Consider the following 21,984-nt stretch of genomic DNA (forward strand, 5'->3'; position numbering starts at 1 on the left):
TCAGTGCACCACGTATTCGGGTCGGATGATTTCGCTTTCCGTGTGGTTGGTTTCTTTATCTAAATCGGCGATCCAGGAGACCACGTCCTCGATGTCCTCATCCGGGGTGCTCGCCCCTGCCCCGATGCCCACATGGGGAACATTCTCGAACCACTCGGGTTTCAATTCTTCCGCGGATTCAATCCATTGGGTTTTGGTTTGCTGGCCGCAGAGTTCGGCTTGGCGCTTGGTGTTCCCCGAATTCCTTCCTCCAATAATAATCATGAGGGGCACGCGCATCGCTAAATCCACCGCCCCAGGCTGCATCTCGTGCATGGCGTTGCAGATGGTATTGTATACGCGCACTTCCCGGGCTTTGCCCATCAGCTCTTGCGTGATGAGGTGCACATTGTCATTGCTCTGCGTGGTTTGGGACACAATCCCTATTTTTGTTAACACGGGATAATGCAATTTCTCCACTATTTCTGAATCCGTTTTAGCTTTCATGAGTTCATCATTAGTATAATATTGGGTTTTCTTGGGAAACAGTTTTCGTGCCTCCTCCGGATTGGCCACTACAATAGCGTTGGGGGCATAGCTCTTAATCCCTTCTACTTCCGGGTGGCCATGTTCCCCCACGATGATGACCTGATAATGTTCATCGTTCAATACTTTGGCTGTTTTGTGGACCATGGTGACGAAGGGGCAGGTGGTGTCCACAACATTAAAACCTTTTTCTTTGGCCTTCTCTAAAGATTGCATCCGCACCCCATGCGCGCGCATCAATACGGTGGATCCATCCGGGATCTCTTCCATGGTATTCAAGTGAGCAAATCGAGATATCTTGGAGGCCGCATAAGGATTATCTTCCACCAGCTTCCCCCCCGCGTCCATAATTTTTTGGACCACCCTTTGATTGTGGACGGGCATCCCATAGAGGTAGGCTTCTCCTTTTCCCAAGGTTTCCATGGACAGCTTGACACTGCGTTTGACACCAAAACAGAACCCGGCGGCGCGGGCGATCTCGATTTTCATGGGGATGGTTCCTCCTAAGGAATAGTGATACCTATTCCAATGGGAATAGGGCAGCCTGTTGAACCAGTAGGTGAAAAGACCCAATAAAAAACAATCGGAAAAAATGGACAATCGTCAAAATAAAGAACGGCGAATAGCGTAATCCTTAATCGGTAGGTAATTGGGTGGACCAAATGAATAAACGGGGTCTTTCAACAGATTTATATGATGCGTGGAGATTCAAGATCGTATGGAAAAAAAATGGATTATTCCAGGAATACTCATACTAGTTGGAATATTAGCCGTGGCATGGGCGTTGTTCCCCATGGAACAAGCCAACCCTGATCCTAATCATACGCATGCCGATTTTGCAGTATATATACATAATGAGCGCGTGGACTTTTCCCAACCCCAATACATGTCCACTGAAACCCAGAAGCGCTCCCCTTACACCCATTTGCATGATGGGGATGGGGAGGTCATGCATATCCACGCCCTCGGGGTAACACTCGGATTGTTCTTCCATACCCTTGACATGCGCCTCACCACGGATTGTTTTACCTTGGATACGGGAGCTTCTTACTGCACGGACGAAACCAATTCCCTGCGTGTTTACGTGAACGGCCAACCCATAGCAGATGGTATGGCTTACCAGCCCCAGGATTTGGACCAAATACTCATTACATTCGGCGATGAATCCCCGGATGAAATACAAGTCCAATTGGATTCCCTCACCGACAAAGCCTGCATCCCCTCCAAGGTATGCCCCTGGCGCGGCACCCCTGAAGATGAATCCTCCTGTTCCTCGGACGAAGGATGTCTTATCGTTCCTCCGTCCGCTTATCCTGATTATTCCACGGAATAAAAAATAGTTTTGGTATGCGGTTTAATATATAGCCCAAATACTACACTCCCTTACGGCCGCGCGGGATAAAAATCGTGATACAACGAAGATTGGAATACGTGTCCTAAAAATTTAAGATAGGCCTTTATAGGGATGCAATCCCTCCTTTGCCGATGGAGACCAGGAACATCTCATTATTGGGCAGCACCGGAAGCATTGGCACGCAGACATTGGATATCGTAGATAGGAATCCGGGCCGATATACTATCAAGACGCTTTCCGCGCATTCCAATATCGAATTATTGAAAAAACAAATTGAAAAATTCCACCCGGAAGCCGTGGGGGTGGTGGATGAGGAAAAAGCGGAAGCCCTCAAAAAGGAAGTGGGAAACCAAACTCATGTTTATTCAGGCTATGCGGGATTGGATGAATTGGCCCGCTGGGAGAGCGCGGATACATTGGTCACCGCGGTCGTGGGAAACATCGGTTTGAAACCCACGCTGGAAGGCATTTATGCCGGGAAGAAAATTGCTTTGGCGAACAAGGAAACATTAGTGAGTGGGGGCGCCGTGGTGATGCGGGCCGTAAAAAAAGCAGGGGTGGAATTGGTGCCTATTGATTCAGAGCATTCGGCGATATTCCAATGCTTGAAAGGTGAAACCACTAAAGAAGTGGAGAAGATCATCCTCACCTGCTCCGGAGGCCCTTTCAGAGGAAAAAGTTGGGGGGATTTGGAGGGCGTCACCAAAGCCCAAGCCCTAAACCATCCCACTTGGAAGATGGGGGGAAAAATTACTATTGATTCAGCTACGCTCATGAATAAGGGATTTGAGGTGAACGAGGCCATGTGGTTGTATGATGTGCCTGCCGATAAAATTGAGGTGGTGGTGCACCCTCAATCCATCATCCATTCCATGGTGGAATTCGTGGACCGGAGTATAATAGCACAAATAGGAAGCCATGACATGCGGATCCCCATCCAGTACGCCCTGACCCATCCGCAACGCCTTCCCCTCGATTTGCCCCGGTTTGATTTCGTGGCAGCCAAGGAATTCACGTTTGAAAACCCGGATACAACGACCTTCCAATGCCTCCAGATGGGAATGGAGGCCGCCGCGCAGAAGGGAACGGTGTGTTGCGTGCTGAATGCCGCCAATGATACGAGTGTTGACGCGTTTTTGAATGATCGGATTGAGTTCCTGGATATCCCCCGCACCATCCGGAAAGTAATGGATAAACATGCCAACATTTCCCAACCCTCATTGGAGGATGTGCTAGCCGCGGATGAATGGGCACGGAAGGAAACGGAGAAGCACTTAGACGGGTTGCAGGAACAACGAAACGCGACCGCCCAATCGACGTGAGATCATGCCCCGGAACAAAAACGCGGGAAACCGTGCCGATCCCAAAAAAGGGGGTTCAATTCCACGACTCATCAAGGGAGGACACCCTTCTTCTAAACTCTCGACGGGAAAAGGTCTTCTTTTGGGCGGGCATTGGTACCCGGGTCTGGTTGAGGTCCGGATGCCTTCCGGGAAAATAAGATATATCTCCCGCGGCGCGTATGAGAGGTATGTGAAAAAAAGCCGTGCCCGGAATAAAACAGTGGGGGAAATGGTCGCGGAAGCCCTGGGGGATGCATAATGGCCGTGCATGCAATCATATGTGGTGGGGGCTCGGGCACCCGCATGGGGGGAACCACCAACAAATCCTTCATCCTATTGGAGGGAAAACCGGTCATTGCGTATTCTCTGGAGCTGTTCCAGAATCACCCCCAAATAACCACCATTACATTGGCCATGCATCCAGAATGGGTGCAGGAAACCATGCGCTGGATCAACCGGTTGGGCATCACCAAGATGAAACGCCTCGTGGAAGGAGGAAAAGAACGCCAGGACTCGGTGCGTCGGGCGTTGGAGGCGGTGGGAAACGCCCATCCGTCCTCGGAAGATATCATTCTGGTTCACAATGCCGCCAACCCTCTGGTGGAAGAAGCTACGATTACAGAATGCATCCGGGCCGCCCATTTGCATTCGGCGAGCGTGGCGGGGTACAAGGTGAAGGATACCATTCGAAAGGTGGGGGAGGATGGGAAATCGATTAGTACTGTGGATCGAAGCGGGTTATGGGGGATGCAGACCCCCCAATGCATCCGGTATGGGGTGTTTGTTCAAGCCCATAAGCGGGCCGCGGAAGAGGGGTTTTTAGGCACGGACGATGTGCAATTGGTGGAACGGTTGGGGATATTTCCAGCCGTCGTGGATGGCGGATATGAGAACATCAAAATTACCACGCCCGAAGATATCCTCTTCGCCCAGCAAGTTATCCAAAGGCGGAAGGCCAAAAGGGAAGCGGCGTCAGAAAAAGACATTAATTAATAGTGCAACCAATTCGGGGGATGAAACTATTGAATATGTTGATTGGCTCGATCCCACTGGCAAGCCATTTGCTCAAGTAACCAAAAAATTCGCCCATGATCATGGATTGTTCCACGCGGCCGCGCACATATTTGTTATAGACCAAAAAGGAAATCTCATCCTCCAGAAGCGCCATAAAAACATGCTCCTTGTGCCGGGAAAATGGGATGCTTCCGCGGGGGGGCACATCAGCGCGGGAGAAACGTCCCAAGCGGCCGCGGCACGCGAGACCAAAGAGGAGATAGGGGCGACCGGGGTATTGCATTATCTGGGTAAGATTGAAATCCATGATACAACGGAAAAATATGATAATCGGGAACGATTATTCTATTACGCCATGAAAACCAAAAATACCATTCGATATCAAAGAAGCGAGGTTGAGAAAATCGCGCGCCTCCCTTTAGATAAAGTGGATGCCTTCCTGAAAACCCACTCCCACACCCCCTGGATGGGTAAAGCCTGGGAGAAATTTAGATTTCGCATAATTAAATTAGGAGGAAACTAAACGCATGTTCCGCATTGGATTGGGGGTGGATTCCCACGCGTTCGAAAATCCCCGTACTGAAAAGAAATTGATAATGGGAGGGGTTGAGGTTCCCCATCATGTGGGCATGCGTTCCCATTCGGATGGGGATGTGGTGTTGCATGCGCTTTTCAATGCCTTATCCTCCGCCCTCGGGGAAAAATCCATCGGACAATTCTTCCCCGATTCGGATACGGCAAACAAGGGCAAGGATTCCCGCCAATTCGTTTCATTCATCATGGAACGGGCGCGTGATAAAGGATATGGAGTGGAAAACGTGGTGGTTTCCTTGGAATGCCAAACCCCTAAAATAGCTCCGATTGAAATGGATATCCGAAAAAATGTCTCCCAACTCCTGAATATTCCTTTGGATGCGATCGCCATCCATGCCACCTCGGGAGAAGGATTAACCCCTTTCGGCCAGGGAAAGGGGATTTATTGCCAGTGCGTGGTGCTATTGCACCAAACCCATAAATAAGACCCCGCTCCTCTTTCTTGACGTGCCACACGATAAAAAACTGTTTGAATTACTCAAAAGATTGGCCCCCCGATTAGGGAAGATGGCTTTGCCATATTATGGTAAAATAGAATCAACCACTAAATCCATCAGAGTCCACGATCGTGTGCATGAGTCCCCGGTCACGGCCATCGATCATTGCCTGCAGGAATTGGTGTTGGCGGAACTGGTCATGCATGGATACACGGACGTCGCCTTTAATGGGGAAGAAGACACGCATCTCCAATTCTTCTTCCCCCATTCCTTTGAAAGAGAAAAGGGGATAACGGTACACTGCGACCCCATTGACGGTACCCTTTCGTATGTGAGAGGGGATAATCGATTTGCAGTTGGCTTCGGCCTTTCCCGTTACGTGGAGGGAAAGCATCATTTCTTTGGCACGGTTATCTATTCCCCGCTCGAGGATGATCTATTTTGGGCATTTGAAAATGAAAAGAGTTCCCATACCAGGGAAAAAAACATCCCTCGTACGATTGCCGCCCGACGCCGATTCACTCAACCTATAAAGGATAAATTGCAGGACGCGGGGTACCGCTTGGTCAATCCCGGGAATGCCCACTTGGGTATTGTGGATGTCGCCCTTGGGCGGGTCGGAGCCGCATTCTATTCCGCTCACGTGCACGATGTCTTGATCCCCTTTGCGTTCGCCGCCAACCATGGGGTATTTCCCTTGGATGAAAAAGGGAAACGAATGGACCCATTTGAGTTACCCATCACTAATGGCCACTTTTCCCGGATTCCCATCATCAATTATTTTGCCTCCAAGGAAATTCAGGAGGAGCTGATGCCCATCCTTCAGAATCCTAATTATATCAAAAAGCAATAGTGGATGACCCTCCCCCCCTTAACCTAAAAACCGCGTTTCCAGGCTGGATGTAATCGGGTGGTTATCGACTTTTTGAAAAAAAAAATCGATTGATTGACGATTGGACAACAATAGTTCATTCAGTGGACGGGTTTTTTGAACAACGAGTTACTTTTTAATTTTCCTGTTCACAGATGTCACCAATGCAGCCATAGCAGCCCCAACCATTAACCCAAACAATACAGATCCAAACCTAATCCTTGGAAGTTCCGATCTGATAATGTCTTTTATTCTCTCTAATCGTGCTTCAGGTAAGGAGGCGATACTTTGTTGAATTTGCTTCTTTTCTTGCGGAGAAAAAACTTTTTCCAATTCCGATGGGGATAGGGATAAAAGGTATTGGTGGACATCCATTTTTCCTACGCGTTTGACGATTAAATCTAGAATGTCAGGATTTTTCATAGCTTCTTGTGCAATGGCTTCAGCTCGTCGGTCAACAATGGTTTGAATCGGTTTAAAATATACGCCCATAAATTTTCGAATGGATGTCAGCCGCCTCATTTGAAAAAGATCGAGGCTGAGCTTTTCGATTGTATGTTTATCCGGGTGAACATAATAAACCGTTCCAGGTTTTGCATGTGCATTTCTTCGTCCAACCTCAGCGAGAATGGCACTCCCTAAAGGGTTAGAAGATAAATCGGTTCGTCTTTCAATATCCCTTGTCGTTGTGTTATATGTTTTACCAGCCAAATCACTTATTTCTGAACCTGTCCCTAATCGATATAAGACTTTTTGAAACCCCACTCCTGAAGCAATCGGTATACTCGCCAATGCGGCAAACGTTACCGCTTTTTTGGTGGTTTGCCAGGCTTTACGAGCACGCTCTCTGGCTTTGGACGGAGGCCTAATTCGTATTATTCGCGGTTTATCAGGTGATCTTCGTCTTGAAAAAGGGAATGCCATGGCGCCATAAATGATTGAAGATATATAAGTATTCCTCCTTTCCACCTACTTTCTGTACAAAACTAATTAATCGTCAATCCCCAATTTTTGTTGGTACGATTAACGTAGGGGTTTATAACGTCCTTTTGGGAGGAGTTGGTCCTGCCTTTTGGGGCGGCGATCATGAGCAGGGGGAAAAACATGTACACCGAGAGCCAGCATACGACTAAACCCAATGGGATGGTGATCGCCAAAGCGACACTCAAGGATGTCTATTCCCCCAAGGATTTGAGAAAGATCCCCGTGGATGAGCTGCCAGCTATCGCCCAGGAAATCCGCCAATTGCTCATTGACACCTGCGCCACCAATGGGGGGCATATCGGGGCCAATTTGGGGGTGGTGGAATTGACCATGGCCACGCACTACGTGTTCAACACCCCTAAAGATAAGGTCATTTTCGACACCTCGCACCAGTGTTATACCCACAAGATTATCACCGGTCGCCAGGAACAATTTCCCACTTTATGCAAATATCCCGGAGGGTTATCCCGATTCATTGTGCGGGGAGAAAGCGAGTACGATTTGTTTTCCGCCGGGCATGCGTCCACAGGTTTGAGTGCATCCATGGGGTTTGCGGAAGCGGCTAAGCTCAAGAATGCCGATTACCAAACCGTGTGCATCGTAGGAGATGGCGCCCTCACTGGGGGAATGGCCTTTGAAGCCCTGAATAATATGGGGTACAACCAGACTGACATTACTATCATTCTCAATGACAACAAAATGGGCATCTCCCATAACGTGGGGGCCATGTATGAGTACCTCAAACGCCTTTCTGAAGTGTCGACGGAGGAGCAGGGGAGGCGGGGCATCGGAACCATATTTGAAAAGCTGGGATTCAAGTACTATGGTCCCATTGATGGACACGATTTCCACGAATTGATCCATCATTTGGATGAGATGAAGCACATCAAGGGGCCTAAGATTTTGCACGTTCTAACGGATAAGGGTCGGGGCGTGGAATACATGCAGAATGACAAAGTGACCTGGCATGAGCACGCGGCGTTTGACATCCCTTCAGGAATGGCCAAGACCAAAATGGACAAGACCAAACCCCAGCATGCCAGCATTGAATCCATCGCCGTCAATACGCTTATCAAACTGGCTGAGACGGATGAAACTATTATTGCCCTCACAGCGGCGATGGCCACGGGAACCGGAATGGTCAAATTCGGGGAAAAATTTCCCAAGCGGTTTTATGATGTTGGCATCGCCGAGGAGCATGCGGTGACCTTTTCGGCAGGATTGGCCGCAGAAGGGATGAAGCCCGTGGCGTGTATCTATTCGCCTTTCCTGCAAAGAGGTTTTGATCAAATCATGCACGATGTGGCCAGCATGAATCTCCCGGTAAAATTCCTCGTGCCCAAAGCGGCCATTACCGGAGACGGGTGGACGCAGGGAGGGATCATGGATCTGAGTTACTTGCGCATCATCCCCAATATGGTCATCATGGCCCCCCAGGATGAGAATGAATTGCAGCACATGGTGAAGACCGCGGTGGAATATGATAAAGGTCCCATTGCCGTGCGCTTCCCCAAAGGGACGAGTGAAGGGGTACCTCTGGATGCGGAATGGCAATCCATTCCTATCGGGAAGGGGGTGGTTGTGCGGGATGGAAATGACATCACACTCTTGGCTATCGGGTGGATGGTGCAGGATGCGGTGAAGGCCGCCGCCCAACTTGAAACCTTGGGAATTTCCGCCGCCGTCATCAATGCGCGATTCGCCAAGCCTGTGGATGCCCAGCTTATTGCCACGTATGCCAAGAAGACGGGAAAAATAATGACTCTTGAGGAAAACACCCTCGTGGGGGGATTTGGGAGTGGGGTGATGGAAAGCCTGGAGCAGCAAAATCTTCTGGGCACCACTCAATTGGTTCGCGTGGGCGCGGCCGACGCCTACATCCCCTATGATACCCCGGCGAATATCAAGAAGTCCTATGGGTTATCGTCTGACCGCATCGTCCAAAAAGCCCGCGAGATGGTGGGGCGATGAGGTCCAGAAGAATGAAAAGGAATATTTTTTCGTAAAACTGAAAAAATAAAAAATTAAATATTTTTTTGAATCGGAAAAGAGTTGACAGCCAATAGAGGAGAAATAATATTAGTTGAAGAAATAAAAAAGATCAAAAAAAAAAGAAAAGACATTAACAGCTACATAATATGAATATGGGATTATTTTCCCTATCCATAAAAAAAGATCGGATCTGGTTACACGTATGCAAAAACTGGAAACCATCAATGGATTTGCCAAGCGGAATACCTTTCCCGTAATGGTGGGCAAAGTGGGAATCGGCGGCCCTAACCCCGTGCGGGTGCAGAGCATGACCAACACCGACACCGCGGATGTCGCAGGTACGGTGAAACAGATCAAAGAGCTGGCCGACGCGGGAAGCGAACTCGTTCGCTTCACGGTGGAGAAGGATGTCATGGCGCAGGCTGTTCCTGAGATTAGGAAACGCTTGCATGATGAAGGGTATGAGGATACCGCTCTCATCGGGGATTTTCACTACAATGGACATATTTTGTTATCCAAGTATCCCGCGCTCGCGGCGGCATTAGATAAATACCGCATCAACCCGGGGAATTGTGGGTTTGGAGAGAAGCATGACGCCAATTTCGATGCCTTTATCAAAATTGCCATCGAGCACGACAAGCCCGTGCGCATTGGGGTGAATGGGGGGAGTTTGGACCAGCAATTGCTGAAGAAGCTCATCGATGACGATAATCAAAAACCAGAAGCCGAACAAGTGGGCGCCAATATGGTGTTTCTGAATGCCATGGTGGAGAGTGCCCTCATCTCAACGGAACGCGCATTGGAATTGGGGATGAGCAAGAACCAGATCATCATTTCCACCAAAATGAGTGGGGTGCAGGAGATGGTATACTGTTATTCCAAACTATCCACTCTCACCCAACAGCCCTTGCATTTGGGATTGACGGAAGCCGGGATGGGGGACAAGGGGATTGTTTCCTCCACTGCGGCACTAAGTTTGTTGCTCAACCAGGGCATTGGGGATACGATTCGCGTGTCATTAACCCCGGAACCGGGAGCCCCCCGATCGCGCGAGGTGTTGCTTTGCCAGCAGATTCTGCAAAGCCTAGGGATGCGCTTCTTCCTCCCTCAAGTAACCGCCTGCCCGGGGTGCGGGCGTACCACGAGCATCACCTTCCAGGAGCTGGCGCAGGAAGTCACCCAGTATTTGAACACCCAGATGCCCGAATGGAAGAAGCAAGGGTATGAGGGGGTGGAGAACATGCATGTCGCGGTGATGGGATGCATTGTTAATGGTCCAGGAGAAGCCAAGGATGCCAACATAGGTATCAGCCTACCTGGAAGCGGTGAGAACCCCGCGGCCCCCGTGTTCGCCGATGGAAAGCTCGTGAAAACCCTCCAGGGTCCCACCATGAAAGCCGATTTCAAGAAGATGGTCGCCGAATACGTGGAAAAGAAATACGGGAAGAAGAAGGAAATTCCGGTTCTATCCTGAAGCTAAAAAATTCAAAACTCCAATAACAGAAAGACGCCTAGTCTTCCAGTCCCACCAAACAAACCTGTTGTTTTTTATATCCTAGAAACATTCTCGCACCTATGCCTCGAAGGAATCCGCGTGAACCCATCCAACGCCCCATGAAAAAACCACGCATTGGATCGGGCCGGTGGATGATGCAAGGGCCGAAAAAAAGATTGGAGGCAGCTCAAGGTAAAGTAGGCAGAGCTCAAGGTAGGGAAAGTATTAGGAAAGGAAAATTAATGATTGCGATTGAAGATCTCCAAGAAGCTTCTTTGGCAAATGGTAAGTTTCCCGAAAGTAGATTTCCCCATGAAATACCACTTGAATTTCTATCTGGAAAAGCAAAATATTATGTTCATATTTATAATGAATATGTAAAAGCGTTAATAGATAGTGGTAGGGCATCTGAAGCTTTGGGTTTTAGGACGTGGATGATCCAAAAGCGAAGGGATTTTGCCAAATCACCAGTTGGAAAGACCATTCGCCGAGCCGCTCTCCCGAAGCGTATGAAACGGCGCGGCCGAAGCCTGTGGGATGCCATGAACCGAGCGGCTGCCGTCGAGAAGGAAAAGCGCGCCCAGAGCAAAAAACCTTCACCCAAGAAATAATGTTAGAACGAAATTTTATTTGTCCTCCTCCCCCACTTAAAAGACGAGTATTTCCCGCTCCGGCATGCTAAAAATTTTCCATATTAATTTAAAGTTCGCGGCTCTATTATAATTTATGACCTCCATCGCCAAAGACGCCTCGCTTGTTCAGGAAATGAAAATTCGGATTGAGCGATTGGAAACCCAAGTGGAAAACCTTCATCAATCCCGCCATAAATCAGAACTCTTTTCGGATGACCAAGCAAAGGAGCAAATTGAAAATTATTTATCCCAAAAGAAAATGGAAGGTAAAACGAAAATAAGTTTGCTGGATATCTCTCTGGACTTACATTTGCCCGTTTCCCAAGTTGAACCCATCATGGAAAAGCTTAAACATAAGGGAATTAGGGAAGTGGAATAATGCCCGACATTTCCATCCCCGTTACGGAAATCGATGGAGAAAAGTGGGTTTTGCTCAAAACCGTTTTGGGTGAAAAGGTTGTTTTTCGTGCCGCCTCCATTGAAAAAAGAAATCAACGCGTAAAAGAAACTTCAGGTCATCGTGTGGATGAAGCGGTAGGCGAAGGCAGTGTAAAATGTCGGAGCAAACTGTACGACATTACCCCATACGTAAAATAGAGGAGAATGAACATGCGCTTCGAAAAGAAAGTCTGGCCCGAATTTTTCCAAAGCGTTTTGGATGGGATGAAAACGTATGACCTGCGTCTGGCCGACTTTACCATTTCCCCAGGCGACATACTTGTTTTACGGGAGTGGGACCCCATCTCTAAAGCGTACACCGGGAGGAAGATTGAAAAAAACGTCACATATATTGGCAAAACAAAAGGCACACCCTTCTGGCCGGCCGACCAGATCGAAAAATATGGGTTCCAGATTATCGCGTTTAAATAGTGCGGCGGGACGCGGGACCAACGTTTTAATACACAAAGACCATTCACCTGCATGGGTTGGGAGGAATAGGTATGCGTCCAAAGGTGATTGTCGGGAATTGGAAGATGAATCTTACGATAGCCGAGGGAAAGGCGCTCGCAGAGGACGTGCGCAAGTATTCGCAATTGCATCTCCCCGGCACCCCCATCAAGGTAGTCCTGTGCCCGCCCTTCACGCATCTCATTGAGGTGGGAAATACGTTGAAGGAGAGCGAAGTCGACGTGGGAGCGCAGGATTGCCATTATGAGAATTTTGGGCCCTACACAGGTGATATTAGTGCCGCTATGCTCGCGGGGGCGGGGTGTCGATATTGTATTTTAGGTCATTCTGAACGACGGGCGGCCTACAAGGAACCCGGGCGCATCCTCAATGCCAAGGTGCTCGCCGTGTTACGACAGAATATGATTCCCATCTTCTGCATCGGAGAGACATTAGAGGAGAAGAACGCCGGTAAAACCAATGAGGTGCTGGCGCAACAAATGAAAGAAGGATTGGCCGCTATTCCCAGAGATCAAATAGGAAAAATCATTTTGGCGTACGAACCGGTGTGGGCAATATCCACGAGCAAGGATAACCAGGGGGCTCCCGCCACCCCCGCAGGGGCGAATACCATTCACCAGTTTATCCGCGAGCAGATCAAATTATCATTTGGCAATGAGGCCGCGCAGGGCATTCTCATCCTCTACGGGGGGAGTGTTAAGTCCGAGAACGCGCGAGGGTTCCTTATTCAAACCCACATCGACGGATGTTTAGTGGGAGGCGCCTCCCTCAAGAAGGACTCCTTCTGCGGCATCATCGATGCAGCCAACATCCCGCAGTGATGGTAAGCCTTTTAGCTGGGGGAAGGTTTCCTTTCCAATGCCACACCTCCCACAAAGACCATTGCCCCAAGTCCGGAAGCGGCTCCAGCGCTTCAAGGCGGGCGCGCGGCACCTCATCCGGGCCTGGCAAACCTTTCGCACCGATGCCCGATTAAGGAAAATAAGAAAGTTGATGGAAGCGGGAAGGTTCCTGGGGCTCGCGGACAAGACAAGCAGCATCTTAGCGATAGCCATTATGGACCTCAAAATCGTCCCCCGGGAGATGCGGCCCACGCAGCAGCAAATACGCATCGTGAAAGAGGCCGCGAAATGGGCCCGAAAAAGAACGAAGATCGAGGACCAATTGCGGGCATTCAAATGGGAATTGGAGCGCATGCACTCCCGCCTCTCCAAGACCGATCGCATGGTCTACCATCATCGTATCAGCGATTTGGAAAACGCACTCAAAAAAATCAAGGTGATTGAGATTCATCTCAAAGAGGATTGGAGACGCGCATCGGGGTGAAAACAGCGTTCTATAAAAATAATGGATTCCTGTTTCAAGAATGCCGCCCCCTCCATCCAAACGCCCTCGGAAGGGCAGGGTAAAACAACATAAGTTCGTCCATCGACCGCCGGTGTTGACGATGGATTACATAATCGAACACCACATCGACTTGATCCATGACCCCGCCAAGCGATGGGAATCTTCATTCGCCCCATTCAACATCGACAGGGAGGATTTGGCCCAGGAAGCGTTGGTCGCGTTGATCAAGGAAGCTCCAAAATATGATGTGAACAGGGGCTCCTCCAACACTTTCGTGAATCATGTGGTCAATTCCCGATTCAACAAGATTCTACGAACCTTAAAAGAGAAAAAGAGGCATCCTGGAGGGAAGAAGGTTTCCTTCCCCCTGGATTTATCTTCCTCCCGATCCTCCGAAGGAAGCCATCGGGCGCTGATAAAGTATTGGCGGCGGCTTTATAACAAATATTCCCCGATACTTTCACCAAAGGAAAAAAAGATCATGGAAATGCGGATGCAGGGGATGAACTACAGGGAAATTGGCGCTGTGTTCAACTTGACCCAAAACCGAATTCAGCAGATCGTTAAACTATCCATCCAAAGGATGCGCGATCGCTTCTTGGAGCTGGAATAAGGAATTTTTTCACATATTTCCCATCCGCAGGAAAAACGAGGGACCGGAGCAAGCATTATTAATCCCCCTAATCCTACCCTTCTTCATGCCCTCCGACAAAGGCACGAGTTCCCGGAAGCTCGAGCATGTGAATATCGTGCTGGGGAAGCCCGTGCAGTTCACCCAAATGACCCCGGGTTTCGAGGAAATGGAAATAGAATACCTCACCCTCCCCGAGCTGGATGCGGAAAAAATAGACACGCGCACTCATTTTTTGAAGCACCCCTTTTCGTTCCCCTTCATGGTTTCTTCCATGACCGGGGGGCATGCTAAAACGACCAAAATAAACCAGGATATTGCCACGGCCTGCGAGGAAGTAGGCATCGGTATGGGTTTGGGAAGCACCCGCGCGGCCATTGAGGATCCCAAGACCTTTTCCTCGTTTGACGTTCGGAAGCACGCCCCCTCCATCTTCCTCGCGTGCAATTTAGGGGTGTCGCAATTGAAGCATTATTCTACCCCCAAAATTCAGAAGCTCGTGGATGACTTACAGTGCGATGCGCTCATCCTCCATTCCAATGCCGCCCAGGAGATCGTGCAGGAAGAAGGAACCCCCCAATTCGGGGGGTGTTTGAATGAAATTGCTCGAGTCGCCCGGGAGTTGGAACAACCGGTTTATGTCAAGGAAGTGGGGAATGGCATTTCCCCTTCCATAGTGAAAAAATTGAGCGAGACCCGCATCGCGGCCATCGATGTGGCGGGGGCGGGAGGAACGAGTTGGACGGCCATCGAGAGCCGGCGGGGGACTCAAAATAATAAGGCGTTGGGCGAGCTATTTTGGAATGTGGGCATCCCCACTATTCCCGCTATCCTGGGGGCGCGGAAATATGGGAACAAGCCCATCGTGGGAAGCGGGGGCGTGCGGAGCGGAGTGGATATCCTCAAGTGCATGGTCTTGGGATGTTCCCTCACCAGCGCGGCCATTCCCGTGATCCACGCACAACATGGAGGAGGAAAACCAGCCATCGTGGCGCATATCGAATCGTTAAAACGAGCCTTCCGCGCGGGCATGTTCCTCGTGGGTGCGGCGCGCGTGCCCGACCTTAAGGGCAAGAAATATTATTTATTCGGCCGGACAAAAGAATGGGTGGAGCAGATATGAGCCGGCATAAACCCTGACGCGACCTCCCCCCTTTTTTACTCCAGGGAACCCAATCTCTCATGGCCTCTACGAAAAACCAACCGTTATTCATCCCCGTCATCTACGGTTCGGTCCGCACCGCGCGGCGGGGTATCCGGGCGGCTCGTTTCTGGGTGAATGAAGTGGAGAAGCGCGGGCATGAGAGTGTGTTGGTGGATCCTAAAGAAAAAAAATTTGCCTTACCCCTGTTGGACAAGATGTATAAGGAATATCCGAAAGGAAAAGCCCCTGAAAACATGGAGCGCATTGGGAAAATTATGCGTCGGGCGGATGCGTATCTCATCGTCTCCGCGGAATACAACCATTCTATTCCCCCCGCGTTGAGCAACACCTTGGACCATTACCTCGAGGAGTATTTTTTCAAGCCCGCGGGCATCATCACGTATTCCGTGGGAAGTTTTGGAGGCGTGCGCGCCGCGGTGCATCTGCGGGCCATGCTGGGGGAGATGGGGATGCTCACCATCTCCAATATGTTCGCCATCCCCAAGGTACAGGAGGCGTTTGATGAGGATGGGAAACCATCCGATGCTAAATATTTCGATCGGTCAAAGAATTTCCTCGAGGAACTGGAATGGGTCGCCCGCGCCTTGAAGGCGGCGCGGGAAAAAGGAACGCCGTATTAATTCGATCCATAAAATAAAGACCGGAGAAAATCCATAAGGAAAAATCCATTTTTTTTTAAATATTCCATATTTAGATAGCCCTAATTAATGATCCTTTTCTCAATGGAGACACCTTCAATTGTACAATTCTACAAGTAGGTCTTGCGCAATTCCTCTAATGCGTTCTCTATATTCTGGGTGGAGGAGATGACCCCGCGGGAGATCCAGTAGTTATAGGAGGCCACCACGTCCAATGGTTCGGCATCCGGCGCGGGGTTGAAGCGGTAGTGTTGTTTTTCGCGAACCAGTAAACGTGAATCCAGGAGGCGTTTGAGATGGTAGCGCAGGAGTTTCTCGGAGATGGCTTCTCCCGTCTTGTCAAGGATAAACTGTTGAATCTCCTTAGTTGTGGGCGCGGCCTTTTGAGAGAGGTGGAAATGGAATAAGGCATCCATCACATCTAAGATGGTCTGCCGGGACTCCTGTTCTGAAAGGAGACCGGAGGCGAGGGCGAACCAGCGGAGGAGACCGCGCTTAGTCATCCTAACCTGAGGGGGGAGGTCCACTTCCTTGATGGTGAAGGTGCGCCGCACCAAATCCGCTTCGGGAAGCCTTATCTTCGACATAATAGATTCCTCCAAAATAGTATTTCCTTCGGAAAGAAATTCTTTTTCTTAATAAACCTCTCCTTACGCCTACCAACCATTGGTTTTCTCCCCTCCAAGGCCCTAAATTAAAATAGGAGGATAGCCTGTTTGGTTAATCCTACATTGTTAGGAAGAGAGGGGGAATCATTCATGGTAACTATTCGAACCAGTTTTTTGCCCTTGCGGCTCGTCGCGGCGCGGAAGGAACCCGTGCAATTGACGGTTGATATTATCAATAACCATCCCGAGACAAAAGCGTATTCTATTGAAGTGGAATTGCCCCGGGGATTAGCATTGGATCGGGCGGGACCCAAGGCCTCGGATAGAAAACAGGTGGGGGAACTCCCCCCCTCTCAGGAGAAGCGACTCTACTATAGTATTTTCGCCAAGGCCGGAGTGGATGCGGATGAATACCCGATCACTGTCATCGTCCATGAACACCGCAAGGGCAGCCGGGACGTGATCCAATCCTTTACTAAGGAAATTTCCCTCATGGCCCAAAACCGATAAATAGCGGGGAGATATAGTAATAGCATGCCCCCTATTCCATTCAAAGAAATATCCTGGAAGGACGCCCTCGCCGAGGGAGAAAAACGCATCCAGGAACGCTTCCTCGACGCATTAGTGCGCATGGATTCCCGCTCCCGGGCAGGGATGCTGGCCCAGAGGGAAAGGCTGGACGCCCAAATCAGGGAAGCCATTTCCAAAGAACAAGCCCTTCGATTCCCCCGCCTCTTCCGGAAGCAGGTGCACCTCCTCTGGCAAATCGAAAGGGCCCAATCTATTATGGATTTTTCACCCGCATCCAAACCCATGCCCGCCTGATGAGAACGGCCATTTGGTAAACAACCTTTTTTATTTCCAGGTCTCGTGGGGATAGCATGCCCGTTCCTCAACCCTCTAAGCGCGAACTCGAGGAAGCCAGACGATGGAATGGATACCGGAATTCCCTTTTCAGGGCGACTAAATTGGTGATTCCCAAAAATAAAATGACGGATAACGAATTGTGGCAACTCATTCACCTCATGGGGGAAGAAACGAAAGCGTATGTTCGTGTGCTCTCTCAGAGCCGCGTGTTCTCGACGGCGGATGCCAAACGAAAAGCCATCGCTATCATGAGCTACCCGGAGAATCTTCACAATAATGGATTCATCCCGCCCCGTTTAATATTAGACGTCCGGGAAATCATGGACAATTTCCATAGGCAATACGCCCAGGCGTTTCCCCACCACCTAACCCTTCAAGCCTACCTCCCTCAAATCTCCCAAGAGGCCACGCGTCGACGGAGAGGGAGGCAGGTGCGTACGATAAAAGCCTTCATGGAGAAAGCGCGAGGACCCCACAACGAAGAATATACTATCACAAAGAGAAGCATCTTTGACCGGCGGCCCTTGTTGTCCCAAATACCGGAGAAACAGTGGCATTACCTCCAGGCCGCCGCCACGCGAGACTATGATGCAAATCCGCGACAGCGCCAGAAGAAGGCGGGGTTATCTGCCATGAATATTTTACTCACCAAGATGAACGTGATGGGGGTCCTCCGACCCCCCCGGCGCCGGGACAAGAAGCAGCAACAATTGAACCTCCCTTTCCATTGAGAAGGATTTTAAGGGAGGATTTTTTCCACCCATCATGAAACAGAAGTACAAATACACCGAGGCCACCCGCGTCCTCACCCAAGCAGGAATGTCAGTGGGAGAATATGCCCGCTACGTGGACACCCGGGGGATGATACGGTTTGTCCCACGTAAAGTAGGAGAATGGAGCGTCCGCAACCATGGCTGGAGGGAAGTTTCCCGCACGGAAGCGGAAAGGATCCAGCGCGCCAACGCCGGGCTAAACCGCCAATACATGAAGCCGCGCCAAAGGAAATATTTTTAGGGATGATATTTGATCCAAAAGGACGTGTAAAAACACCCATTTTAGGACAGTCAAAACTATTTAGGCCAAGCCAAAACTATTTTTTCTTCCAAAAAATGATCCGCAATAACACCACCGCCCCTATGGCCCCCAGTATCATGAAGACGATTTGGGCGCCGGGAAAGGTGGCCCAAAACCCCTGGGCCACGAAGGTAGCTAGTACACCCATGAGTACGGCCAGGGAGATCTGTTGAGTGTGATTAAACTGGTCAATGGGGTAGTGCCCATGGTAAAAATGCGTGGTCACCAAGAAGGTTGCCAGGATAACAATCACCACCCACATCAAGAGGTGCAGGCCAAACAATCCAAATCCAACAGCCAGGAGGGCGAGGAACCAGAAAATTTCATCGTGCAGGTCCATACTCTATTTTCCTTTACCGGATGTTAAAAGCTGCCAGGTTTGTTTTCCCTTAATTATTCCTGCCCACTAAATACTACATAAATGATAACTTTATTTCGATCATCAAAACCCCGTTAATTTTCAACTCCATTTCCAGCCCCATCTCCAAATATTTCAAAAAAATCAATTTACAAAATTCCCCTATTGTAGAGATACAGGATAATTGTGATTATCCGGCATATTAGGGGAATAATGGGGGTCTCCAAATGAAAAAGGGCTAAGAAAGGGCAATAATGGTCAAATTCGATGAAACGAAACAAAAATCATGGGCATCTTCAAGAAGGGTCAATCCTATTGAAAAAGCTCGTATAACGCTTATCTGATTAGCAGGTGAAATAAATAGAAGCGGGATAATTCGTCGAATGGTGGTTTATCACGGTTTTTTGTTTCAAGGGGGCTCAAGGTGGAAAATGTTAATTCAATTTGTAAGTTATGTATAAGTATGAGGAATAGTTCAAAGGTTGGGATTTTTTTGGGGAAGAAAGTTTACCCTTAATCGGAGAAATTTTTCTTTTGCCAAATTTTCAGGTGGAAGATAAAAAACAATTAATTTAGTTTCAGGCACCGGGTTAACGAGAAGACGGCCATCCAAAGTCGATGTATTTTCAAGTGCCTTCCCTCACGAATCACCGAGGGAAACACCCCACCAGAAAATACCATTTAACATATCTGCCGCGATATCTAATCTGTTGTGTTCAATTTTTTGATAGAGTTTAAAGATACTTCCTACTTTGCCACATTTTTGAAAATCCTTGAATCCATAGAATTACCTTGGAACGGATAGATACTGCATGAAATGGATAGATACGGCATTAAATTGAAAGGAATATTATTTTGGCTTAACTAATATATTATTTCCATCATTTGGGGTCCTCAGGAGTACTCATCTACTCGTTTCGGTGTATCATGCCCTCCATCTCTCCGAAAGGCTAACTGGATTACAATTCCATGCCAGAGGCATTGCAGAAGAAAAAGTTCCAATCCCCTTTGGCTAAGCGGCGATGAACCAGAAGTGATTCACCCTTTCGTTTAAATGGAATAAAGCCCAATGCAATCCCATGGCTTCCTGGAGAAATCGATTCAGTCAGTTTCTAAGGAAAAAATTGGAAAACCTAAAGCGAAAACGTCTTGATCGCCGAGCGATGCGCGAGTCGACACGACCTCGTCTTTCGCCTCGATCCAGAATTAACCGGAATATAGCTCGCAAAGCCGTCGAAGAAATAAATAAAAACTGGGCAAATGACCCAACCCTCATCAGTTTAACCCAATATCTCGTGATGGCTGAAAAAGCGAAGAAAACAGAAAATGGGGACAAGGAAGGCGCACCCAAAGAAAATGGGCAACCGGAAAATGACCCCAATTTTAACCAGGCCATTATGGCACTAAGGGTTGACCTTCGCCACCGTGGAGTTTCAAATGATCTCGAGGTCGCCATGAAAATTCTTGAAAATATAAAACGGGCCCTTCACAAATTCTAAAGAACAACCCATTATCGACAATAAAAAAGGGGACCCAAATTAAGGTGGACGGCATTTAGATAGAAAACAACCGCTTGGTCAAAGCCGGAAAACTTTTTTTCTTTTTCCAAAAGTGTTTCAGTCGGTTTTATTTAGCCCCGCGCGATTCCCTCTTCTATGCGCTTCCCTCAATCGTGGCCTTTCCGTTTAGCTTTACTCTTTACCCTCATTTGGACGATATGGGTGGGGTATTGGTGGGTTCAGACACCCCTGATTGGCACTGGGGATGCGGCCAGCTATGTGTGTTCAGCCCAATCCATTATGGAAAATGGATTCTTTCCCGGGGAATGGTACCCTAGCGGATTTGGGTTTTCCCTTCTGATCGCCGCCCTGCATCTGGGGGGGATGGAATGGGTGACGGCGGCGCGCCTCCTATCTTTCTTGTTGGGGGCCGCGGCCATCCCTTTAGCAGGAGCGGTTCTATCGCGTTTCTTTCAGGACGATCGAGCGTATGTCCTGGTACTTCCCTTATTCCTCCTCCCCGAGTATATCCATCATGCTCTCTTGGGGTATGTGGGAACGGTGTCTTTCTTCTTTCTTTTCGCTTCTCTTTTTCTCTTACAACGCGCTCAAGATGCGCCCCACGAAAGAAAAGACTCATCCCTCTGGCAAGCCGCGGGACTGTTTGGTTTTTCCCTGTGGACACGCCTGGCGACCCTGGCCTTTCTCCCTTTTTTCTGGACAAAAACAAAAAATATCCCTCCCAGGAAAAAAACAGTGTTCGGCGCCATCATCCTCTTTTTCGCTCTCCTATTTTTTGTCGCACTGGCGTTCAACCAGAGGGACGACACCTCGCTGCGCTATCTTAGTGTTTCAGATTTTGCCAATGTCATCATCCCCAATGCGGTCATGTATCTTCTACAAATTTCCTATACCTTTCCATTCCTCCTGTTCACCTTCCTCCTGTGGCCGCTCGCATTGAAACCAGGGCAGGTGAAGGACATGCTCTGGTGGTTCCTCCCCTCCATCCTATTCCTTCTGCTCTTCCCTCTCGGGAACAACCTATATTATGTGTTCCCCCTCCTCCCATTCTTCCTCGTGGCCGGGTTCAAGTCCGTGGAAGGGGTGGTGAATCGTATCCATTCCCCTCAAACGGGGAGAATGGTGCTCCTTGTCTTGCTTATCCTCCAATTCCTCTGGCTGGCCCCTGCTTTAACCCAAGTGGGAGATCGCGTTTATCGTTATCAGGATTTCCATGCCGGTTTTCAGTATATCCAATCCAATGCCCCCGCAGATGCCCTCATCATCACGGGTCGGGAAGGCGAATCCATGGGAGTTTTCTTTCAGAATTGGGGGAGTTGTGACCAGGGGAATAAACCAGAAATGCTCGTGCACCCTTACACGGTTACCCACCTTTTCAACAATAAAGATATGAACGCGCACCGCGCATACGAAGAAGCCCGGCTCCAAACCGCTTTGAATTCCAATCGCACCGTCTGGATTACCTCCGAGGCCTATTGGTTTGCCCGAGAGGGATGGTGTCCGGTGTTAGATTGTATTCCCCTCCCTGAAGCTCCAACCCAACCCATTTGGGAGTATCGCAGCTATGCCATCTATTCCAGTTCCATTCCCCCAACCAATTAATCTGGTTACGCGCGACCAATCCAA

General features: G+C 49.2%; 29 protein-coding genes. 24 read left to right on the forward strand and 5 right to left on the reverse strand.

Going from position 1 to position 21,984, the window contains the following annotated elements; genetic code table 11:
- Positions 1 to 1,014, reverse strand: a complete 1,014-nt coding sequence (gene ispH / locus Q8P05_03060) for a 4-hydroxy-3-methylbut-2-enyl diphosphate reductase (GenBank protein MDP2666452.1) — start codon at positions 1,012 to 1,014, stop codon at positions 1 to 3.
- A gap of 229 nt (positions 1,015 to 1,243) precedes the next feature.
- Between ispH and Q8P05_03065 the strand changes: the two genes are divergently transcribed.
- The 4 genes from Q8P05_03065 to ispD all read left to right on the forward strand — a co-directional run bounded on the left by Q8P05_03065 (position 1,244) and on the right by ispD (position 4,215).
- Positions 1,244 to 1,858 carry a hypothetical protein gene (locus tag Q8P05_03065; protein MDP2666453.1) on the forward strand — a complete coding sequence of 205 codons (615 nt, stop codon included), beginning with the start codon at positions 1,244 to 1,246 and terminating at the stop codon, positions 1,856 to 1,858.
- A 152-nt stretch (positions 1,859 to 2,010) separates the two neighbouring features.
- The gene (locus Q8P05_03070) at positions 2,011 to 3,201 is read left to right on the forward strand and encodes a 1-deoxy-D-xylulose-5-phosphate reductoisomerase (GenBank protein ID MDP2666454.1); all 1,191 of its coding nucleotides are present in this window, start codon (positions 2,011 to 2,013) and stop codon (positions 3,199 to 3,201) included.
- Positions 3,202 to 3,205: 4 nt separating this feature from the next.
- Positions 3,206 to 3,481 (forward strand): hypothetical protein, encoded by a 276-nt coding sequence (locus Q8P05_03075; protein MDP2666455.1) that lies wholly within the window; start codon positions 3,206 to 3,208, stop codon positions 3,479 to 3,481.
- Entirely contained in the window at positions 3,481 to 4,215 is a 735-nt protein-coding gene (ispD, locus tag Q8P05_03080) for a 2-C-methyl-D-erythritol 4-phosphate cytidylyltransferase (GenBank protein ID MDP2666456.1), read from the forward strand. The genes Q8P05_03075 and ispD overlap by 1 nt, the downstream gene beginning before the upstream one ends.
- On the opposite strand, the gene Q8P05_03085 is transcribed toward ispD, so the two are convergent.
- The gene (locus Q8P05_03085) at positions 4,208 to 4,390 is read right to left on the reverse strand and encodes a hypothetical protein (GenBank protein ID MDP2666457.1); all 183 of its coding nucleotides are present in this window, start codon (positions 4,388 to 4,390) and stop codon (positions 4,208 to 4,210) included. The two genes, ispD and Q8P05_03085, sit on opposite strands and share 8 nt — an antisense overlap.
- Between Q8P05_03085 and Q8P05_03090 the strand changes: the two genes are divergently transcribed.
- From Q8P05_03090 to Q8P05_03100, 3 genes are read left to right on the forward strand one after another with little or no spacing between them, the layout of a single operon-like run.
- On the forward strand, positions 4,322 to 4,759 hold the full coding sequence (locus Q8P05_03090; GenBank protein ID MDP2666458.1) for an NUDIX domain-containing protein: 438 nt from the start codon (positions 4,322 to 4,324) through the stop codon (positions 4,757 to 4,759). The genes Q8P05_03085 and Q8P05_03090 overlap by 69 nt on opposite strands.
- Before the next feature lie 4 nt (positions 4,760 to 4,763).
- The gene (gene ispF / locus Q8P05_03095; GenBank protein ID MDP2666459.1) at positions 4,764 to 5,255 is read left to right on the forward strand and encodes a 2-C-methyl-D-erythritol 2,4-cyclodiphosphate synthase; all 492 of its coding nucleotides are present in this window, start codon (positions 4,764 to 4,766) and stop codon (positions 5,253 to 5,255) included.
- Between the two features lie 22 nt (positions 5,256 to 5,277).
- A complete protein-coding gene (locus tag Q8P05_03100) occupies positions 5,278 to 6,120 on the forward strand; it encodes an inositol monophosphatase family protein (GenBank protein ID MDP2666460.1) in 843 nt (280 codons plus the stop codon).
- A 147-nt stretch (positions 6,121 to 6,267) separates the two neighbouring features.
- Here the strand turns inward: Q8P05_03100 and Q8P05_03105 are convergent, their stop codons facing one another.
- Positions 6,268 to 7,062: a BET domain-containing protein gene (locus Q8P05_03105; protein MDP2666461.1), complete on the reverse strand. Its 795-nt coding sequence runs from the start codon at positions 7,060 to 7,062 to the stop codon at positions 6,268 to 6,270.
- A gap of 180 nt (positions 7,063 to 7,242) precedes the next feature.
- Here Q8P05_03105 and Q8P05_03110 point away from each other — a divergent pair, with 180 nt between their 5' ends.
- The 11 genes from Q8P05_03110 to Q8P05_03160 all read left to right on the forward strand — a co-directional run bounded on the left by Q8P05_03110 (position 7,243) and on the right by Q8P05_03160 (position 15,913).
- Entirely contained in the window at positions 7,243 to 9,093 is a 1,851-nt protein-coding gene (locus Q8P05_03110) for a 1-deoxy-D-xylulose-5-phosphate synthase (GenBank protein ID MDP2666462.1), read from the forward strand.
- Positions 9,094 to 9,316: 223 nt separating this feature from the next.
- The gene (gene ispG, locus Q8P05_03115) at positions 9,317 to 10,588 is read left to right on the forward strand and encodes a flavodoxin-dependent (E)-4-hydroxy-3-methylbut-2-enyl-diphosphate synthase (protein ID MDP2666463.1); all 1,272 of its coding nucleotides are present in this window, start codon (positions 9,317 to 9,319) and stop codon (positions 10,586 to 10,588) included.
- A 101-nt stretch (positions 10,589 to 10,689) separates the two neighbouring features.
- Positions 10,690 to 11,220, forward strand: a complete 531-nt coding sequence (locus Q8P05_03120) for a hypothetical protein (protein ID MDP2666464.1) — start codon at positions 10,690 to 10,692, stop codon at positions 11,218 to 11,220.
- Between the two features lie 115 nt (positions 11,221 to 11,335).
- A complete protein-coding gene (locus tag Q8P05_03125; GenBank protein MDP2666465.1) occupies positions 11,336 to 11,620 on the forward strand; it encodes a hypothetical protein in 285 nt (94 codons plus the stop codon).
- Positions 11,620 to 11,838, forward strand: a complete 219-nt coding sequence (locus Q8P05_03130) for a hypothetical protein (GenBank protein ID MDP2666466.1) — start codon at positions 11,620 to 11,622, stop codon at positions 11,836 to 11,838. The genes Q8P05_03125 and Q8P05_03130 overlap by 1 nt, the downstream gene beginning before the upstream one ends.
- 12 nt (positions 11,839 to 11,850) lie before the next feature.
- The gene (locus Q8P05_03135; GenBank protein ID MDP2666467.1) at positions 11,851 to 12,111 is read left to right on the forward strand and encodes a DUF3850 domain-containing protein; all 261 of its coding nucleotides are present in this window, start codon (positions 11,851 to 11,853) and stop codon (positions 12,109 to 12,111) included.
- A 71-nt stretch (positions 12,112 to 12,182) separates the two neighbouring features.
- Entirely contained in the window at positions 12,183 to 12,971 is a 789-nt protein-coding gene (gene tpiA / locus Q8P05_03140) for a triose-phosphate isomerase (GenBank protein ID MDP2666468.1), read from the forward strand.
- Positions 12,972 to 13,008: 37 nt separating this feature from the next.
- Positions 13,009 to 13,476 carry a hypothetical protein gene (locus Q8P05_03145; protein MDP2666469.1) on the forward strand — a complete coding sequence of 156 codons (468 nt, stop codon included), beginning with the start codon at positions 13,009 to 13,011 and terminating at the stop codon, positions 13,474 to 13,476.
- 40 nt (positions 13,477 to 13,516) lie between these two features.
- Positions 13,517 to 14,110, forward strand: coding sequence for a sigma-70 family RNA polymerase sigma factor (locus Q8P05_03150; protein ID MDP2666470.1), 594 nt, complete (start codon positions 13,517 to 13,519; stop codon positions 14,108 to 14,110).
- Between the two features lie 85 nt (positions 14,111 to 14,195).
- Positions 14,196 to 15,251 (forward strand): type 2 isopentenyl-diphosphate Delta-isomerase, encoded by a 1,056-nt coding sequence (fni, locus tag Q8P05_03155; protein ID MDP2666471.1) that lies wholly within the window; start codon positions 14,196 to 14,198, stop codon positions 15,249 to 15,251.
- Positions 15,252 to 15,310: 59 nt separating this feature from the next.
- The gene (locus Q8P05_03160; protein MDP2666472.1) at positions 15,311 to 15,913 is read left to right on the forward strand and encodes an NADPH-dependent FMN reductase; all 603 of its coding nucleotides are present in this window, start codon (positions 15,311 to 15,313) and stop codon (positions 15,911 to 15,913) included.
- 128 nt (positions 15,914 to 16,041) lie between these two features.
- Here Q8P05_03160 and Q8P05_03165 read toward each other — a convergent pair whose 3' ends face one another.
- Complete coding sequence (locus Q8P05_03165) at positions 16,042 to 16,518, reverse strand: hypothetical protein (protein ID MDP2666473.1); 477 nt, start codon at positions 16,516 to 16,518, stop codon at positions 16,042 to 16,044.
- 171 nt (positions 16,519 to 16,689) lie between these two features.
- On the opposite strand from Q8P05_03165, the gene Q8P05_03170 reads away from it, so the two are divergent.
- The 4 genes from Q8P05_03170 to Q8P05_03185 are packed head-to-tail and all read left to right on the forward strand — an operon-like array spanning position 16,690 to position 18,420.
- Positions 16,690 to 17,049 (forward strand): hypothetical protein, encoded by a 360-nt coding sequence (locus Q8P05_03170; GenBank protein MDP2666474.1) that lies wholly within the window; start codon positions 16,690 to 16,692, stop codon positions 17,047 to 17,049.
- Between the two features lie 24 nt (positions 17,050 to 17,073).
- Positions 17,074 to 17,364, forward strand: coding sequence for a hypothetical protein (locus Q8P05_03175; protein MDP2666475.1), 291 nt, complete (start codon positions 17,074 to 17,076; stop codon positions 17,362 to 17,364).
- Between the two features lie 56 nt (positions 17,365 to 17,420).
- Positions 17,421 to 18,137 (forward strand): hypothetical protein, encoded by a 717-nt coding sequence (locus tag Q8P05_03180; protein ID MDP2666476.1) that lies wholly within the window; start codon positions 17,421 to 17,423, stop codon positions 18,135 to 18,137.
- Positions 18,138 to 18,171: 34 nt separating this feature from the next.
- Positions 18,172 to 18,420: a hypothetical protein gene (locus Q8P05_03185; protein ID MDP2666477.1), complete on the forward strand. Its 249-nt coding sequence runs from the start codon at positions 18,172 to 18,174 to the stop codon at positions 18,418 to 18,420.
- A gap of 76 nt (positions 18,421 to 18,496) precedes the next feature.
- On the opposite strand, the gene Q8P05_03190 is transcribed toward Q8P05_03185, so the two are convergent.
- A complete protein-coding gene (locus Q8P05_03190; protein MDP2666478.1) occupies positions 18,497 to 18,820 on the reverse strand; it encodes a hypothetical protein in 324 nt (107 codons plus the stop codon).
- A gap of 1,097 nt (positions 18,821 to 19,917) precedes the next feature.
- On the opposite strand from Q8P05_03190, the gene Q8P05_03195 reads away from it, so the two are divergent.
- Both Q8P05_03195 and Q8P05_03200 read left to right on the forward strand, forming a co-directional pair.
- Entirely contained in the window at positions 19,918 to 20,337 is a 420-nt protein-coding gene (locus Q8P05_03195) for a hypothetical protein (protein MDP2666479.1), read from the forward strand.
- A 156-nt stretch (positions 20,338 to 20,493) separates the two neighbouring features.
- On the forward strand, positions 20,494 to 21,960 hold the full coding sequence (locus Q8P05_03200) for a hypothetical protein (GenBank protein ID MDP2666480.1): 1,467 nt from the start codon (positions 20,494 to 20,496) through the stop codon (positions 21,958 to 21,960).
- Positions 21,961 to 21,984: the final 24 nt, after the last annotated feature.

This window comes from Candidatus Diapherotrites archaeon (genome assembly GCA_030688545.1).
GTDB lineage: Archaea > Iainarchaeota > Iainarchaeia > Iainarchaeales > VGJJ01 > VGJJ01.

Excerpts from the sequence above, each read along its gene's own strand:
- ispG (MDP2666463.1), top strand. The coding sequence starts at position 9,317 with ATGCAAAAACTGGAAACCATCAATGGATTTGCCAAGCGGAATACCTTT.
- Q8P05_03170 (MDP2666474.1), top strand. The coding sequence starts at position 16,690 with ATGGTAACTATTCGAACCAGTTTTTTGCCCTTGCGGCTCGTCGCGGCG.
- Q8P05_03150 (MDP2666470.1), top strand. The coding sequence starts at position 13,517 with ATGCCGCCCCCTCCATCCAAACGCCCTCGGAAGGGCAGGGTAAAACAA.
- Q8P05_03200 (MDP2666480.1), top strand. The coding sequence starts at position 20,494 with ATGCGCTTCCCTCAATCGTGGCCTTTCCGTTTAGCTTTACTCTTTACC.
- ispF (MDP2666459.1), top strand. The coding sequence starts at position 4,764 with ATGTTCCGCATTGGATTGGGGGTGGATTCCCACGCGTTCGAAAATCCC.
- Q8P05_03160 (MDP2666472.1), top strand. The coding sequence starts at position 15,311 with ATGGCCTCTACGAAAAACCAACCGTTATTCATCCCCGTCATCTACGGT.
- Q8P05_03070 (MDP2666454.1), top strand. The coding sequence starts at position 2,011 with ATGGAGACCAGGAACATCTCATTATTGGGCAGCACCGGAAGCATTGGC.
- Q8P05_03165 (MDP2666473.1), bottom strand. The coding sequence starts at position 16,518 with ATGTCGAAGATAAGGCTTCCCGAAGCGGATTTGGTGCGGCGCACCTTC.
- ispD (MDP2666456.1), top strand. The coding sequence starts at position 3,481 with ATGGCCGTGCATGCAATCATATGTGGTGGGGGCTCGGGCACCCGCATG.
- Q8P05_03195 (MDP2666479.1), top strand. The coding sequence starts at position 19,918 with ATGGCTTCCTGGAGAAATCGATTCAGTCAGTTTCTAAGGAAAAAATTG.
- tpiA (MDP2666468.1), top strand. The coding sequence starts at position 12,183 with ATGCGTCCAAAGGTGATTGTCGGGAATTGGAAGATGAATCTTACGATA.
- Q8P05_03180 (MDP2666476.1), top strand. The coding sequence starts at position 17,421 with ATGCCCGTTCCTCAACCCTCTAAGCGCGAACTCGAGGAAGCCAGACGA.
- Q8P05_03185 (MDP2666477.1), top strand. The coding sequence starts at position 18,172 with ATGAAACAGAAGTACAAATACACCGAGGCCACCCGCGTCCTCACCCAA.
- Q8P05_03110 (MDP2666462.1), top strand. The coding sequence starts at position 7,243 with ATGTACACCGAGAGCCAGCATACGACTAAACCCAATGGGATGGTGATC.
- fni (MDP2666471.1), top strand. The coding sequence starts at position 14,196 with ATGCCCTCCGACAAAGGCACGAGTTCCCGGAAGCTCGAGCATGTGAAT.
- Q8P05_03065 (MDP2666453.1), top strand. The coding sequence starts at position 1,244 with ATGGAAAAAAAATGGATTATTCCAGGAATACTCATACTAGTTGGAATA.
- Q8P05_03135 (MDP2666467.1), top strand. The coding sequence starts at position 11,851 with ATGCGCTTCGAAAAGAAAGTCTGGCCCGAATTTTTCCAAAGCGTTTTG.
- Q8P05_03125 (MDP2666465.1), top strand. The coding sequence starts at position 11,336 with ATGACCTCCATCGCCAAAGACGCCTCGCTTGTTCAGGAAATGAAAATT.
- ispH (MDP2666452.1), bottom strand. The coding sequence starts at position 1,014 with ATGAAAATCGAGATCGCCCGCGCCGCCGGGTTCTGTTTTGGTGTCAAA.
- Q8P05_03190 (MDP2666478.1), bottom strand. The coding sequence starts at position 18,820 with ATGGACCTGCACGATGAAATTTTCTGGTTCCTCGCCCTCCTGGCTGTT.
- Q8P05_03175 (MDP2666475.1), top strand. The coding sequence starts at position 17,074 with ATGCCCCCTATTCCATTCAAAGAAATATCCTGGAAGGACGCCCTCGCC.
- Q8P05_03130 (MDP2666466.1), top strand. The coding sequence starts at position 11,620 with ATGCCCGACATTTCCATCCCCGTTACGGAAATCGATGGAGAAAAGTGG.
- Q8P05_03120 (MDP2666464.1), top strand. The coding sequence starts at position 10,690 with ATGCCTCGAAGGAATCCGCGTGAACCCATCCAACGCCCCATGAAAAAA.
- Q8P05_03145 (MDP2666469.1), top strand. The coding sequence starts at position 13,009 with ATGCCACACCTCCCACAAAGACCATTGCCCCAAGTCCGGAAGCGGCTC.
- Q8P05_03075 (MDP2666455.1), top strand. The coding sequence starts at position 3,206 with ATGCCCCGGAACAAAAACGCGGGAAACCGTGCCGATCCCAAAAAAGGG.
- Q8P05_03085 (MDP2666457.1), bottom strand. The coding sequence starts at position 4,390 with ATGGCGCTTCTGGAGGATGAGATTTCCTTTTTGGTCTATAACAAATAT.
- Q8P05_03105 (MDP2666461.1), bottom strand. The coding sequence starts at position 7,062 with ATGGCATTCCCTTTTTCAAGACGAAGATCACCTGATAAACCGCGAATA.